The sequence below is a fragment of the Micromonospora rifamycinica genome, assembly GCF_900090265.1.
Taxonomy (GTDB): Bacteria; Actinomycetota; Actinomycetes; order Mycobacteriales; family Micromonosporaceae; genus Micromonospora; species Micromonospora rifamycinica.
This window is the reverse complement of sequence record NZ_LT607752.1, coordinates 5,400,390-5,412,867: the sequence shown is the minus strand read 5'-3', so window position 1 is coordinate 5,412,867 and position 12,478 is coordinate 5,400,390. Positions and strand designations below refer to the sequence as shown.

Here is a 12,478-nt window from a genome sequence, read left to right as displayed (position 1 = left end):
GTCTCTTGACCGAAAGCTCTTGATCACCGGGGCCGGGGGGCGATCACCCCGGGCGAGGCGACATCACCGGGGCGGGGGGGCACTCACCGGGGCCGGGGGGCGATCACCCCGGGCGAGGCGACATCACCGGGGCGGGGGGCGATCACCGGGGCGGGGGGCGATCACCGGGGCGGGGGGCGATCACCGGGGCGGGACGGCGGAAGCCGTCCCGCCCCTGCGGCGGATGGTTCAGCGGATCACATGTTGGCTACGTCGGCCTGCTTGGCGCGGACGGCCTCGGCGGCCTCCTTGAGGCTGGCCAGCTCGTCGGCGTCCAGCTCGGTCTCGACGACCCGCTTGACGCCCTCCGCGCCGATCTCGGCCTCGACACCCAGGTAGACCCCGGAGATGCCGAACTCGCCGTCCACCCAGGCGCAGACCGGCATGACCGCACCGGAGTCCTCGGCGACCGCCCTCGCCATCCGGGCAGCGGCGGCCGACGGGGCGAAGTACGCCGAGCCGGTCTTGAGCAGCGCGACGACCTCGGCGCCGCCGTTGCGGGTCTTGACGACCAGTTCCTCGATCTGCGCGGCCGGCATGGCCTCGCGCAGCGGCTTGCCGTCGACCGTGCTCTTGGACGGCACCGGCACCATCGTGTCACCGTGCGAGCCGAGGGTGAGCGTCGTCACCGACCTCACCGGCACGTCCAGGGCCTCGGCGACGAAGTTGGTGAACCGGGCGGTGTCGAGCATGCCGGCCTGGCCGAGCACCCGGTTCTTGGGGAACTGGGTGGCGAGCTGGGCCAGCGCGGTCATCTCGTCGAGCGGGTTGGACACCACGATGACGACGGCGTTCGGGGCGTACTTGGCGACGTTCTCGGCGACCTGCCGCACGATCTTGGCGTTGGTCCCCAGCAGGTCCATCCGGCTCATGCCCGGCTTGCGGGGCAGACCGGCGGTGATCACCACGACGTCCGAGCCTTCGATGGCCTCGTAGCCCTCGCCGTTGGGGCCGGTGGTGACGCCGACGATCGTGGTCTCGAAGCCCTCGATGGCGCGGGACTGGTTGAGGTCCAGCGCGAGGCCCGCCGGCTTGCCCTCCACGATGTCGGTGATGACGACGGTGTCGAAGACGTCGTACTCGGCCAGGCGCTGTGCGGTGGTGGAGCCGTAGAAGCCGGCCCCGACGACAGTGACCTTCTTACCCATGGTCGTCCCACTCCCTGCTACCAGTCGGTTTTCCAGACCGTAACAGTCAACCTGGCACTGTTCAGGCCAGGGGCGGCGAGCATCCCCGGGATGGGGCCAACGTCACCACCGCACGGTTCCCCGGGGCGGAACGGCCGGACGGCACCACCGTGGACACCGCCGAGCAGCGGAGTCTTCCAGGGTGGCCCACCGGCGCAGGCCGGCTCGGACGGACCGGCCCCGCCGCGTCGCGCTCCGCCCTGCGCGGGTGGTCCGGGCCTGACCGGTCGACTCAGCCCCGCTCGGCGCGTTCGACGACGTTGGTGAGCAGCATGGCCCGGGTCATCGGCCCGACGCCGCCCGGCATCGGCGCCAGCCGACCGGCGACCTGGGCCACCTCCGGGTCCACGTCGCCGGTGTAGCGGCCCTTGCCGTCGTCGCCGATCACCCGGGTGATGCCGACGTCCACCACGGTGGTGCCCGGGGTGACCATGTCGGCGGTGAGCAGGCCGGGTACCCCGGCGGCGACGACGACGATGTCGGCGGCGCGGGTGTGCGCGGCGAGGTCCAGGGTGCCGGTGTGGCAGAGGGTGACGGTGGCGTTCTCGCTGCGCCGGTTGAGCAGCAGGCCGAGCGGTCGGCCGACGGTGTTGCCCCGGCCGACGAGGGCGACGTTGGCGCCGCGCAGCGGCACGTCGTACCGGCGGAGCAGCTCGACGATGCCGCGTGGGGTGCAGGGCAGCGGGCCGTCGTAGCCGAGCACCAGCCGGCCCAGGTTGACCGGGTGCAGGCCGTCGGCGTCCTTGTCGGGGTCGATCAGCTCCAGGGCACGCTGGGTGTCCAGGTGCGCCGGCAGCGGCAGCTGGACGATGTAGCCGTGGCAGCCCGGGTCGGCGTTCAGCTCGGCGAGCACGTCGTCGAGCTGCTGCTGGGTGGCGTCGGCGGGCAGCTCCCGGCGGATCGAGGCGATGCCCACCTCGGCGCAGTCGCGGTGCTTGCCGTTGACGTACGCCTCCGAGCCGGGGTCCGCCCCGACCAGGACGGTGCCCAGGCCGGGGGTGACCCCCCGCTCAGCCAACGCCTTGACCCGTACCCGCAGTTCTTCCTTGATCTGGGCTGCGGTCGCCTTGCCGTCCAGGATGATCGCCGTCACGACCTGATCGTCTCATGGCGCGCGGACGGCGGACCGGCGACGGGGAACCGTGACGTTCCGTGACGTGCCGTTGGTCACTCTGAGTAACAGATTGTGGAGCGGGTCACCACCCGCGCCGGAGGGTGGCACCGCATCGGACACGAAGCGGACGACCGGTGCCCCTACCGGACGGCAGCACCCGTCCGACCACACCACCCCACGGAGAACCCCCGAGCACACCCACCATGAGCAGCAGATCAGGCCGAAGTCACTACCAGCGGAGAGCGCCGGCGACAAGTGGCGCAGGCGCGATCCGTTACTCGTTCGCAACCCGCGCGTTGTCGATGGACCGACCCTGACCTACCGTTGCCGAACGTTGCTCAGAGTGACCCAGCGTCGGGTACGGCTGCGCTTCGTGATGAGATGAGGAGACCCCCATGCGTGTACGCAGGCTCGCTGCCTGGACCGCCCTCCCGCTCGCGGTGACCCTGGGCCTGGCGGCCTGCGGCTCGGGCGGCGGTAGTGGTTCCGGCCAGTCCGACCCCGACGCGGCCGTGCGGATCGAGATCGCCGAGCCGCAGCACCTGGTGCCGACCAACACCAACGAGACCAGCGGCTCGCAGGTGCTCGCCGCCCTGTTCAGCCCGCTGGTCGACTACGACGAGGCCAACAAGCCGTACGAGGTGGCCGCCGAGTCGGTCAGCTCGTCGGACAACAAGGTCTGGACGGTGAAGCTCAAGGACGGCTACACCTTCCACAACGGCGAGAAGGTCACCGCCGACAACTACCTCGACGCCTGGAACTACGGCGCGTACGCCCCGAACGGGCAGAACTCCAGCTACTTCTTCGAGAAGATCGCCGGGTACGCCGACCTCCAGGGTGAGAAGGCGCAGGCCGAGCGGTTGTCCGGGCTGAAGAAGGTCGACGACCTCACCTTCACCGTCACGCTGACCGAGCCGTACAGCGAGTTCAAGACGATGCTCGGCTACACCGCCTTCTACCCGCTGCCCAAGGCCGCCTTCTCCGGGCCGGGCGTGCTGCGGGAGGGCTACGAGCAGGCCCCGATCGGGCAGGGCCCGTTCCGGATGAAGGGCTCCTGGCAGCACGACGCCAAGGTCGAGGTGGAGCGCTACGACGCCTTCCCCGGCGAGCGGCCGAAGGTGGGCGGGGTCGAGTTCCGGATCTACCAGCAGCTCACCGCCGCGTACGCGGACGTGCTGTCGGACAACCTCGACGTGATCAAGACGATCCCGACCGAGAACCTGTCCACCGCCGGCACCGACCTGGGTGACCGGTTCCGGCAGAGCCCCGCCTCGTCGTTGCAGGTGCTGGCCTTCCCGACCTTCCAGAAGGAGTTCAGCAAGCCCGAGGTGCGCAAGGCGATCTCGATGGCGATCGACCGGGACGAGATCACCAAGTCGATCTTCAAGGACTCGCAGCAGCCGGCCCGCTCGTTCGTCTCGCCGGTGGTCGCGGGCTACCGGGAGAACACCATCGGCGCGGCCGGCGAGTTCGACCCGACCAGGGCGAAGGCGGCGTACGAGGCGGCCGGCGGCCCGAAGAAGATCGAGCTGTCGTACAACGGCGACGGCGGGCACAAGGACTGGATCGACGCGACCTGCAACCAGCTCAAGGCCAACCTGGGCGTGGAGTGCGTCGGCACCGCCGAGCCCAAGTTCGCCGACCTGCTGACCAAGGTCAAGGCGAAGCAGCCGGTGGGCCTGTTCCGGATGGGCTGGGTGATGGACTACCCGTCGATGGAGAACTACCTCGGCCCGCTGTACAGCACCAACGGCTCGTCGAACTACTACGGCTACAGCAACCCCGAGTTCGACAAGCTCCTCGCCGAGGGTGCCAAGGCGCCGAACGAGGAGGCCGCGATCGCCAAGTACCAGGCGGCCGAGGACCTGCTGGCCAAGGACATGCCGGTGATCCCGCTGCGCTACGGCCAGAACAACTTCGGCCACTCGACCAAGGTGAAGAACGTCCAGATGGACCTCTTCGACCGGGTCGACCTGCTGAAGATCGAGGCGGTCAGCTGAGTCCGTGAGGACGTCGGCGGCGAGCGGGCCGCCGGCACGTCCGGGCGCGTCGGCGGCAGCGGAGCCGTCGGCCGTCCGGCGCGTCGGCGGCAGCGGAGCCGTCGGCGGGGGCGACGGGTCGGGTCATCGGTGGACGGTGGCCCGACCCGCCTCCGTCTCCGCTACTTTTGGGCAAGACTGCACAGTATGTTCCGCTTCGTTCTGCGGCGTCTGCTCCAGATGGTCCTCGCCTTCTTCGGGACCACGCTGATCGTGTACGCCCTGATGTTCGCCGGCCAGGGCGACCCGATCCAGGCGCTGGCCGGCGAACGGCCGGTCACCCCGGCCCAGCGGGCGTACCTGACGGAGAAGTTCCACCTCGACCGGACCGGCGTCGGCGGCTTCTTCTACCGCTACCTCGACTACCTCAAAAACCTGCTCCAGGGTGACCTCGGGCAGTCGCTGACCGGCCGGTCGATCGGGGACGTCCTCGCCGCCGCCTGGCCGGTCACCGTCAAGCTCGCCGTGATCGCGATGGCGGTGACGATCCTGTTCGGGGTCACCGCCGGGGTGCTCGCCGGCATCCGCCGGACCGGCGTCTTCGACAACGCCACGCTGGTGCTCACCCTGCTGGTGCTGGGCATCCCCACCATCGTGCTGGCCCCGCTCGCGCAGTACCTGCTCGGCGTCCGGTGGGCGGTCTTCCCACCCACCGCCGGGGCCGACCCCGACCTGTACGCCCTGCTGCTGCCCGGCATCGTGCTCGGCTCGCTGTCGCTGGCCACCGCGCTGCGGCTGACCCGCACCTCGGTCGCCGAGAACCTGCGCGCCGACTACGTCCGCACCGCCCGGTCCAAGGGCCTGGCCCGGCGCCGGATCATCGGGGTGCACGTGCTGCGCAACTCGCTCATCCCCGTGATCACCTTCCTCGGCGTCGAACTGGGCAACCTGATGAGCGGCGCGATCATCACCGAGGGCGTGTTCAACATCCCGGGGGTGGGCTTCAACCTGTTCCGGGGCATCCGCACCGAGGACGGCCCGCTGGTGGTGGGCATCGTCAGCGTCCTCGTCGTGGTCTACCTGGTCGCCAACCTGATGGTGGACGTGCTGTACGCCGTCCTCGACCCGAGGATCCGCTATGAGTGAACGCGACGGGGTGCCGGCATGAGCGACTTCGAGACGGTGGCGGCGACGGAGGACCAGTCCGCCCGACGGGGGGTCTCCGGCGAGCCCGGCACCCCCGACCGGGTGGGCGTACCCCAGAAGCCCCGCAGCCTGGCCGGGGACGCCTGGCGCGACCTGCGCCGCAAGCCGGTCTTCTGGATCAGTCTGGTGCTGGTCGTGCTGGTCGCCGCGATGGCCGCCGTGCCGTCGCTGTTCACCGCGAACGACCCGCGCGACTGCGTGCTCTCCCGCCAGCACGCCGCCGCGTCCGGCGGGGCCGTCTTCGGGTACGACTTCCAGGGCTGCGACACGTACGCCCGGGCCGTCTACGGGGCCCGCGCCTCGCTGCTGGTCGGCGCGCTCTCCGCGCTGCTCACCGGGATCATCGCGCTGGTGGTCGGGATGCTGGCCGGGTACTTCGGCCGCTGGGTCGACGCGGTGCTCTCCCGGGTGATCGACATCGTGCTCGGCATCCCGCTGCTGCTCGCCGCGATCGTGCTGCTCAAGCGGGTCAGCACCGGCAGCGACACGGTCCGGCTGTTCGCGGTGATCTTCGTGTTGGCGGTGCTCGGCTGGACCACCGCCGCCCGGGTGGTCCGCTCCTCGGTGATCACCGCCAAGGAGCAGGACTACGTGGCCGCCGCCCGGATGCTCGGCGCAGGCCACGGGCGGATCATGTGGCGGCACATCCTGCCCAACGCGCTCGCCCCGGCGATCGTGGTGCTGACCATCGCGCTCGGGTCGTTCATCGCCGCCGAGGCGACCCTGAGCTTCCTCGGCATCGGCCTGAAGGCCCCCACCATCTCCTGGGGCATCGAGATCGACGCCGGCCGGGTGCACATGCGCGAGTCGGCCGTTCCGCTGGTCGTCCCGTCCGCCTTCCTCGCGCTGACCGTGCTGGCCTTCATCATGCTGGGCGACGCCATCCGTGACGCCTTCGACCCGAAGCTCCGGTGAGCGCCGTGACCACCACCGTGGGCGGAGGACGAGTCCCCCGCGCGCCCCGGCCGGGCGCGGTGTGTCCCGCGGTCGCGGGTGAGAGGCGGCCATGGTGACCGGTTCCGCGGCCCGGCCCACGCCGGCCTCCCCCACCCCGCCCGGCGGTCACCTGCTGGAGGTACGGGACCTGCACGTCGAGTTCCGCACCGGTGAGGGGGTGGCCAGGGTGATCAACGGGGTCTCCTACCACCTGGATCCGGGCGAGACGCTGGCCGTACTCGGCGAGTCCGGCTCCGGAAAGTCGGTCACCGCCCAGGCGATCATGGGCATCCTGGACACCCCGCCGGCGGTGATCCGTTCCGGTCAGATCCGCTACCGGGGCCGCGACCTGCTCACCCTGCCCGAGGAACAGCGCCGACAGGTGCGCGGCAAGGAGATCGCGATCATCTTCCAGGACGCCCTGTCGGCGTTGAACCCGGTCTTCCCGGTCGGCTGGCAGATCGGCGAGACGCTGCGGCACCGGGACGGGATGTCCCGCGCCGACGCCCGACGGCGGACCGTCGAGCTGATGGACCTGGTGCGGATCCCCGGGGCGGCCGGCCGGCTCGGCGACCATCCGCACCAGTTCTCCGGCGGCATGCGGCAACGGGTCATGATCGCCATGGCGCTGGCGCTGGACCCGAAGGTGCTGATCGCCGACGAGCCGACCACCGCCCTCGACGTCACCGTGCAGGCCCAGATCATGGACCTGCTGGCCGACCTGCGGCGCGACCTCGACATGGCGATGATCCTGATCACCCACGACCTGGGCGTGGTGGCCGGCGTGGCGGACCGGATCGCCGTCATGTACGCCGGCCGGATCGTCGAGCACGCCGACGTCCGCGCGCTGTACCGGGCGCCCGCCCACCCGTACACCAAGGGGCTGCTGGCCTCGATCCCCCGGCTGGACGTGCGCGGCCGGGAACTGGCCACCATCCGGGGACTGCCACCGAACCTGATGCGGATCCCCACCGGCTGCCCGTTCCACCCGCGCTGCCCGTACGCCCGGCAGGTCTGCGTGGACGTGGTGCCGGACGACCTGGTGCTCGCCGACGGCCGGACCAGCGCGTGCCACTTCGCCCAGGAGGTGCACGATGACCGGGCACGCTAGCCCCGCCAAGGTCCGGGGGGAGACCATCCTCGCCGTCGACGAGCTGGTCAAACACTTCCCGATCACCCGGGGCGTGCTCTTCCCCCGGCAGGTCGGCGCGGTGCGGGCCGTCGACGGGGTCAGCTTCACGCTGCGCCGGGGCGAGACGCTCGGCATCGTCGGCGAGTCCGGGTGCGGCAAGTCGACCCTCGCCCGGGTGCTGATGCGGCTGGAGACACCGACCTCCGGCCGGGCCACCCTGGAGGGCCGGGACCTGCTCTCCGCCTCCGGGGGCGAGCTGCGCCGGCTGCGGCGCAACATGCAGATGGTGATGCAGGACCCGTACACGTCGCTGAACCCGCGGATGACGGTGGGCGACATCATCGGGGAGCCGTTCGACATCCACCCGGACGCCGCCCCGAAGGGCAGCAAGCGCGGCCGGGTCCAGGAGCTGCTGGACGTGGTCGGGCTCAACCCCGAACACGTCAACCGGTACCCGCACCAGTTCTCCGGCGGCCAGCGGCAGCGCATCGGCATCGCCCGCGCGCTCGCCCTGCGTCCCGAGGTGATCGTCTGCGACGAGCCGGTCTCCGCCCTGGACGTCTCGATCCAGGCCCAGGTGATCAACCTGTTGGAGCAGCTCCAGGACGAGTTCGGGCTCTCCTACGTCTTCATCGCGCACGACCTGTCGGTGGTCCGGCACATCTGCGACCGGGTGGCGGTGATGTACCTGGGCCGGATCGTCGAGACCGGCACCGAGGAGGAGGTCTACGAACGGGCCACCCACCCGTACACCCAGGCGCTGCTGTCGGCGGTGCCGGTGCCCGACCCGGACGCGCGCGACGCCACCGGCATCATCCGGCTGACCGGCGACGTGCCCAGCCCGGCCGACCCGCCGTCGGGCTGCCACTTCCGCACCCGCTGCTGGAAGGCCGAGGAGATCTGCGCCCGCGAGGACCCCCCGACCGTCCCCCGCCCCGCCGACCCGCACCCCAGCGCCTGCCACTTCGCCGCCCTGCGTGAGCCGCGGGACGGGGGCTGACCGACGGTCGCCGCGGGCGGACACACCTGGGCCGGCCCGGGCGGTGACCGGGGCGTCGGTTCGCCGCTGGCGGACACACCTGCGGCCGAGCACACCAGGGGTGCCGCTCGGCCGTAGGTGGTCACGCAGGCGGTGCGCCGGGTCGGGCGGTGGCGGCCCGTCCGACCGGGGTGGATCAGTGGAAGAAGTGGCGGGTGGCGGTCAGGTACATCGTGACGCCGGCCTGCTGGCAGGCGGCGACAACTTCCTCGTCGCGGATCGAGCCGCCGGGCTGGACGATCGCCTTCACCCCGGCGTCGATCAGGATCTGCGCGCCGTCGGCGAACGGGAAGAAGGCGTCGGAGGCGGCGACGGCGCCCCGGGCGCGCTCCGCACCGGCCCGGCTGACCGCCAGCCGGGCCGAGTCGACCCGGTTGACCTGGCCCATCCCGACCCCGACCGAGGCACCGTCCTTCGCCAGCAGGATCGCGTTGCTCTTGACGGCGCGGACCGCCCGCCAGGCCAGGGCCAGGTCCCGCAGGGTCGCCTCGTCGGCCGCCTCGCCGGTGGCGAGCTTCCAGTTGGCCGGGTCGTCGCCCGCGGCGTCGAGCTGGTCCCGCTGCTGCACCAGGACGCCGCCGGTGACCTGCCGCCACTCGGCCGGCAGCGGGGCGAAGGCCGGGGCGCGCAGCAGCCGGATGTTCTTCTTGCCCTGGAGGATCTCCACCGCGCCGGGCTCGAACTCCGGTGCCACCAGCACCTCGGTGAAGATCTCCGAGACCTGCCCGGCCAGCTCCACCGAGACCGGCCGGTTGACGGCGATCACGCCGCCGAAGGCGGAGACCGGGTCGCAGGCGTGCGCCCTGCGGTGCGCCTCGGCGACGTCCGCGCCGACGGCGATGCCGCACGGGTTGGCGTGCTTGATGATCGCCACCGCCGGCTGGTCGGGGAAGTCGTTCGCGGCCCGCCAGGCGGCGTCCGCGTCGACGTAGTTGTTGTAGGACATCTCCTTGCCGTGCAGTTGCTCGGCCTGGGCCAGCCCGGCCGGGCTGGCCGGGTCGGCGTAGACGGCCGCGCCCTGGTGCGGGTTCTCGCCGTAGCGCAGCGTCGCCTGCCGGCGCAGGGCCAGCCCGGCGAAGTCCGGCCAGCCCTCGGCGGCCGGGGCCAGGGTGGTGGCGAACCAGTCGGCGACCGCCACGTCGTACTCGGCGATGTCGGCGAACGCGCGGGCGGCGAGCGCCCGGCGCTGGGCCAGCGTGAACCCGCCCTCGGCCAGCGCGGCGACCAGCGTCGGGTACGCGGCCGGGTCGGTCACCACGGCGACCGAGGCGTGGTTCTTGGCGGCGGCCCGGACCATCGCCGGCCCGCCGATGTCGATCTGCTCGACGCACTCGTCCGGCGACGCGCCGGAGGCGACGGTGGCCTGGAACGGGTAGAGGTTGGAGACCAGGACGTCGATCCCGGCGATGCCGTGCTCGTCGAGCTGGGCGGCGTGCGCGTCCCTGCGCAGGTCGGCCAGGAGACCGCCGTGGATCTTGGGGTGCAGGGTCTTGACCCGGCCGTCGAGGATCTCGGGGAAGCCGGTCACCTGCTCGACCGGGGTCACCGGCACGCCCGCGCCGGAGATCGTCGACGCGGTGGAACCGGTCGAGACGATCTCCACCCCGGCCTCGTGCAGCGCACGGGCCAGCTCGACCAGGCCACTCTTGTCGTAGACGCTGACCAGCGCCCGCCTGATCGGGCGGCGGGAGTCCTGCGGGGCACTCACGGAACGGTGACCTTTCTTCCGGTGATCGTCCAACCTGCACGAACCAGCCGACCGACCTGCTCGACGAGCTGGCGGCGCTCGGCTTCCTTGATGCGCTCGGTGAGCGTCTCCTCGTCGTCGTCGTCGCGGACCGGCACGGCGACCTGCGCGACGATCGGGCCGGTGTCCATCCCGGCGTCGACGAAGAAGAGGGTGGCCCCGGTGATCTTGACGCCGTAGGCCAGCGCGTCCCGGGGACCGTGGATGCCGGGGAACGCCGGCAACAGGGTGTTGTGCGTGTTCAGGTAGCGGTCGCCGAAGGCCGCCAGGAACTCCGGCCCGACCAGCTTGAGGAAGCCGGCGGAGATGACCAGGTCGGGCCGGTGCGCGGCGACCCGGGCGGTGAGGGCGCCGTCCCAGTCCGCGCGGGTCGGGTGGTCCTTCACCCGCTCGACGAAGGTCGGAACCCCGGCCGCAGCGGCCCGGTCCAGGCCGGCGATGCCGTCCCGGTCGGCGCCGACGGCCACCACCCGGGCACCGTAGGCGGGGTCGGCGGCGGCGTCCAGCAGCGCCTGGAGGTTGCTGCCGGAGCCGGAGACGAGGACGACGAGGCGGGCGACGGACGCGGGCTCGGTCACCGGGCCACCCTAGCGGGCAGGTCGGGACGCCCATCTGGCGGGCAGCGACGTTTCGGGTGATCACGCATGTCGCTCCGGCACGATACGCTGCCGGTCGCCCGGTGGCCGGGCCACGTCCGGCCGCCGCACTCTTACCAATGATCAGGTACGGACGCCGTACCGACGTTAACGAGGAGCACCACGATGCAGCCCGGCTACCCCAACCCGCAGCAGCCGATCAACAACAACATGACCGCGTCGATCGTGGCCATCTTCTTCTTCTGGCCGCTGGCCATCCCCGCCATCATCAACGCCTCGAAGGTCAACCCGGCCCTCCAGCAGGGCGACTACGCGGGCGCCGAGGCCGCCGCCCGGGAATCCAAGAAGTGGTCGAAGCTGGCCTTCATCATCGGTGGGGTCTGGCTCGTCATCGTGCTGCTCTGCTGCATCTTCGGTGGTGTGATGGGCGCAATCGACGGCAGCACCAGCACGAGCAGCTACTGACGGACCACGACTGAGGAGCACCCGCCATGCAGCCCGGAAACCCCGGCCAGGACCCGTACGGCCAGCAGCCCCCGCACGACCCGTACGGGCAGCAGCCTGCCCCGGGCCAGCCGCAGGACCCGTACGCCGCGCCGCCGGCGCCGTACGGTCAGCAGCCGCCGGCGCCGTACGGTCAGCAGCCGCCGGCTCCGTACGGGCAACAGCCGCCGGCGCCATACGGGCAACAGCCGCACGACCCGTACGGCCCCCAGCCCACGTCGGGCCAGCCGTACGGCCAACCCGACCCGTACGGCCAGCCCGTCGGAAAGGACCCGTACGGGCCGCAACCGTACGGCGCGGCCTCGTACCCGGGGGCCGGCTACCCGGCGCCCCAGGGGCAGCAGAACACCCTGGGCCTGGTGTCGTTGATCCTCGGTATCGCCTCGATCCCGCTGGTCTGCTGCGCCTTCCTGGGCATCCCGGTCGGCATCGGCGCGGCGGTCACCGGCTGGCTGGGCATGCAGAAGGCGAACCAGGGTCTGGCCAGCAACGGCGGCCAGGCCAAGGCCGGTCTGATCTGCGGCGCGGTGGCGGTCGGGCTGGGCCTCCTGCTGGTGCTCCTCAATATCGTCGGCTCCTTCACGCTGCCCACCTCGCCCTGACCGGGCGCGACATCGAGGGGCGTCCCGGCACCGTCCGGGGCGCCCCTCGCCGTATCGGCCGGCGCTGCGGGACCACGGTGAGGGCGCCGCGAGACCACGGTGGGTCGGTGCACGGATCGGCCCGGTCGAGGGTCTCGCACCGGGCGCTGTGACTCGGCCGCCCAGCGGGACACGGGCGTGGCGACTCGGCCGCCCAGCCGGACATCGGGCGCGGCGACTCAGCCGGCCGGCGGGCCGCTCAGTCGGGCACCGGGCGTGCCGGTCGGTCCCCGGGCGGGTGGCGTCGGTCCCCGGTCGGGGGGAGCCTGTCCCCGGTCGCGCCGGGCCGGTCCTGGGGCGGCCGGGGGCGGCCGACGGGTGGCCGTGGCCGGGCGGGTGGGCGGGGCGCGGTCGAGGG

11 protein-coding genes are annotated in these 12,478 nt (G+C 72.0%); 7 read left to right on the top strand and 4 right to left on the bottom strand.

The features are described from left to right. Nucleotides 1–236 precede the first annotated feature (236 nt). Both GA0070623_RS22770 and GA0070623_RS22765 read right to left on the bottom strand, forming a co-directional pair. Nucleotides 237–1,187: a malate dehydrogenase gene (locus GA0070623_RS22770; RefSeq protein WP_067314923.1), complete on the bottom strand. Its 951-nt coding sequence runs from the start codon at nucleotides 1,185–1,187 to the stop codon at nucleotides 237–239. A 271-nt stretch (nucleotides 1,188–1,458) separates the two neighbouring features. Then, entirely contained in the window at nucleotides 1,459–2,319 is an 861-nt protein-coding gene (locus GA0070623_RS22765; RefSeq protein ID WP_067314925.1) for a bifunctional methylenetetrahydrofolate dehydrogenase/methenyltetrahydrofolate cyclohydrolase, read from the bottom strand. Nucleotides 2,320–2,735: 416 nt separating this feature from the next. Between GA0070623_RS22765 and GA0070623_RS22760 the strand changes: the two genes are divergently transcribed. From GA0070623_RS22760 to GA0070623_RS22740, 5 genes are all read left to right on the top strand, one after another. After that, nucleotides 2,736–4,340, top strand: coding sequence for a peptide ABC transporter substrate-binding protein (locus GA0070623_RS22760; protein WP_067314927.1), 1,605 nt, complete (start codon nucleotides 2,736–2,738; stop codon nucleotides 4,338–4,340). Nucleotides 4,341–4,526: 186 nt separating this feature from the next. Further along, nucleotides 4,527–5,465, top strand: coding sequence for an ABC transporter permease (locus GA0070623_RS22755; RefSeq protein WP_067314929.1), 939 nt, complete (start codon nucleotides 4,527–4,529; stop codon nucleotides 5,463–5,465). Between the two features lie 18 nt (nucleotides 5,466–5,483). Next, nucleotides 5,484–6,440 (top strand): ABC transporter permease, encoded by a 957-nt coding sequence (locus GA0070623_RS22750; RefSeq protein WP_067314932.1) that lies wholly within the window; start codon nucleotides 5,484–5,486, stop codon nucleotides 6,438–6,440. 91 nt (nucleotides 6,441–6,531) lie between these two features. After that, nucleotides 6,532–7,572, top strand: coding sequence for an ABC transporter ATP-binding protein (locus GA0070623_RS22745; protein WP_172898448.1), 1,041 nt, complete (start codon nucleotides 6,532–6,534; stop codon nucleotides 7,570–7,572). Continuing rightward, nucleotides 7,556–8,593, top strand: a complete 1,038-nt coding sequence (locus GA0070623_RS22740; RefSeq protein ID WP_089004155.1) for an ABC transporter ATP-binding protein — start codon at nucleotides 7,556–7,558, stop codon at nucleotides 8,591–8,593. Before GA0070623_RS22745 ends, GA0070623_RS22740 begins: the two co-directional genes overlap by 17 nt. A 175-nt stretch (nucleotides 8,594–8,768) precedes the next feature. Here GA0070623_RS22740 and purH read toward each other — a convergent pair whose 3' ends face one another. Together purH and purN are read right to left on the bottom strand one after the other, a co-directional pair. Beyond that, complete coding sequence (gene purH, locus GA0070623_RS22735) at nucleotides 8,769–10,340, bottom strand: bifunctional phosphoribosylaminoimidazolecarboxamide formyltransferase/IMP cyclohydrolase (protein WP_089004154.1); 1,572 nt, start codon at nucleotides 10,338–10,340, stop codon at nucleotides 8,769–8,771. Then, nucleotides 10,337–10,957 (bottom strand): phosphoribosylglycinamide formyltransferase, encoded by a 621-nt coding sequence (purN, locus tag GA0070623_RS22730; RefSeq protein WP_067312415.1) that lies wholly within the window; start codon nucleotides 10,955–10,957, stop codon nucleotides 10,337–10,339. The genes purH and purN overlap by 4 nt, the downstream gene beginning before the upstream one ends. A 183-nt stretch (nucleotides 10,958–11,140) precedes the next feature. On the opposite strand from purN, the gene GA0070623_RS22725 reads away from it, so the two are divergent. Together GA0070623_RS22725 and GA0070623_RS22720 are read left to right on the top strand one after the other, a co-directional pair. Next, the gene (locus GA0070623_RS22725) at nucleotides 11,141–11,440 is read left to right on the top strand and encodes a CD225/dispanin family protein (RefSeq protein WP_067312412.1); all 300 of its coding nucleotides are present in this window, start codon (nucleotides 11,141–11,143) and stop codon (nucleotides 11,438–11,440) included. A 26-nt stretch (nucleotides 11,441–11,466) separates the two neighbouring features. After that, on the top strand, nucleotides 11,467–12,081 hold the full coding sequence (locus tag GA0070623_RS22720; RefSeq protein ID WP_067312409.1) for a DUF4190 domain-containing protein: 615 nt from the start codon (nucleotides 11,467–11,469) through the stop codon (nucleotides 12,079–12,081). Nucleotides 12,082–12,478 lie beyond the last annotated feature (397 nt).

Excerpts from the sequence above, each read along its gene's own strand:
- GA0070623_RS22770 (WP_067314923.1), bottom strand. The coding sequence starts at position 1,187 with ATGGGTAAGAAGGTCACTGTCGTCGGGGCCGGCTTCTACGGCTCCACC.
- GA0070623_RS22760 (WP_067314927.1), top strand. The coding sequence starts at position 2,736 with ATGCGTGTACGCAGGCTCGCTGCCTGGACCGCCCTCCCGCTCGCGGTG.
- GA0070623_RS22755 (WP_067314929.1), top strand. The coding sequence starts at position 4,527 with ATGTTCCGCTTCGTTCTGCGGCGTCTGCTCCAGATGGTCCTCGCCTTC.
- GA0070623_RS22750 (WP_067314932.1), top strand. The coding sequence starts at position 5,484 with ATGAGCGACTTCGAGACGGTGGCGGCGACGGAGGACCAGTCCGCCCGA.
- GA0070623_RS22745 (WP_172898448.1), top strand. The coding sequence starts at position 6,532 with ATGGTGACCGGTTCCGCGGCCCGGCCCACGCCGGCCTCCCCCACCCCG.
- GA0070623_RS22740 (WP_089004155.1), top strand. The coding sequence starts at position 7,556 with ATGACCGGGCACGCTAGCCCCGCCAAGGTCCGGGGGGAGACCATCCTC.
- GA0070623_RS22725 (WP_067312412.1), top strand. The coding sequence starts at position 11,141 with ATGCAGCCCGGCTACCCCAACCCGCAGCAGCCGATCAACAACAACATG.
- GA0070623_RS22720 (WP_067312409.1), top strand. The coding sequence starts at position 11,467 with ATGCAGCCCGGAAACCCCGGCCAGGACCCGTACGGCCAGCAGCCCCCG.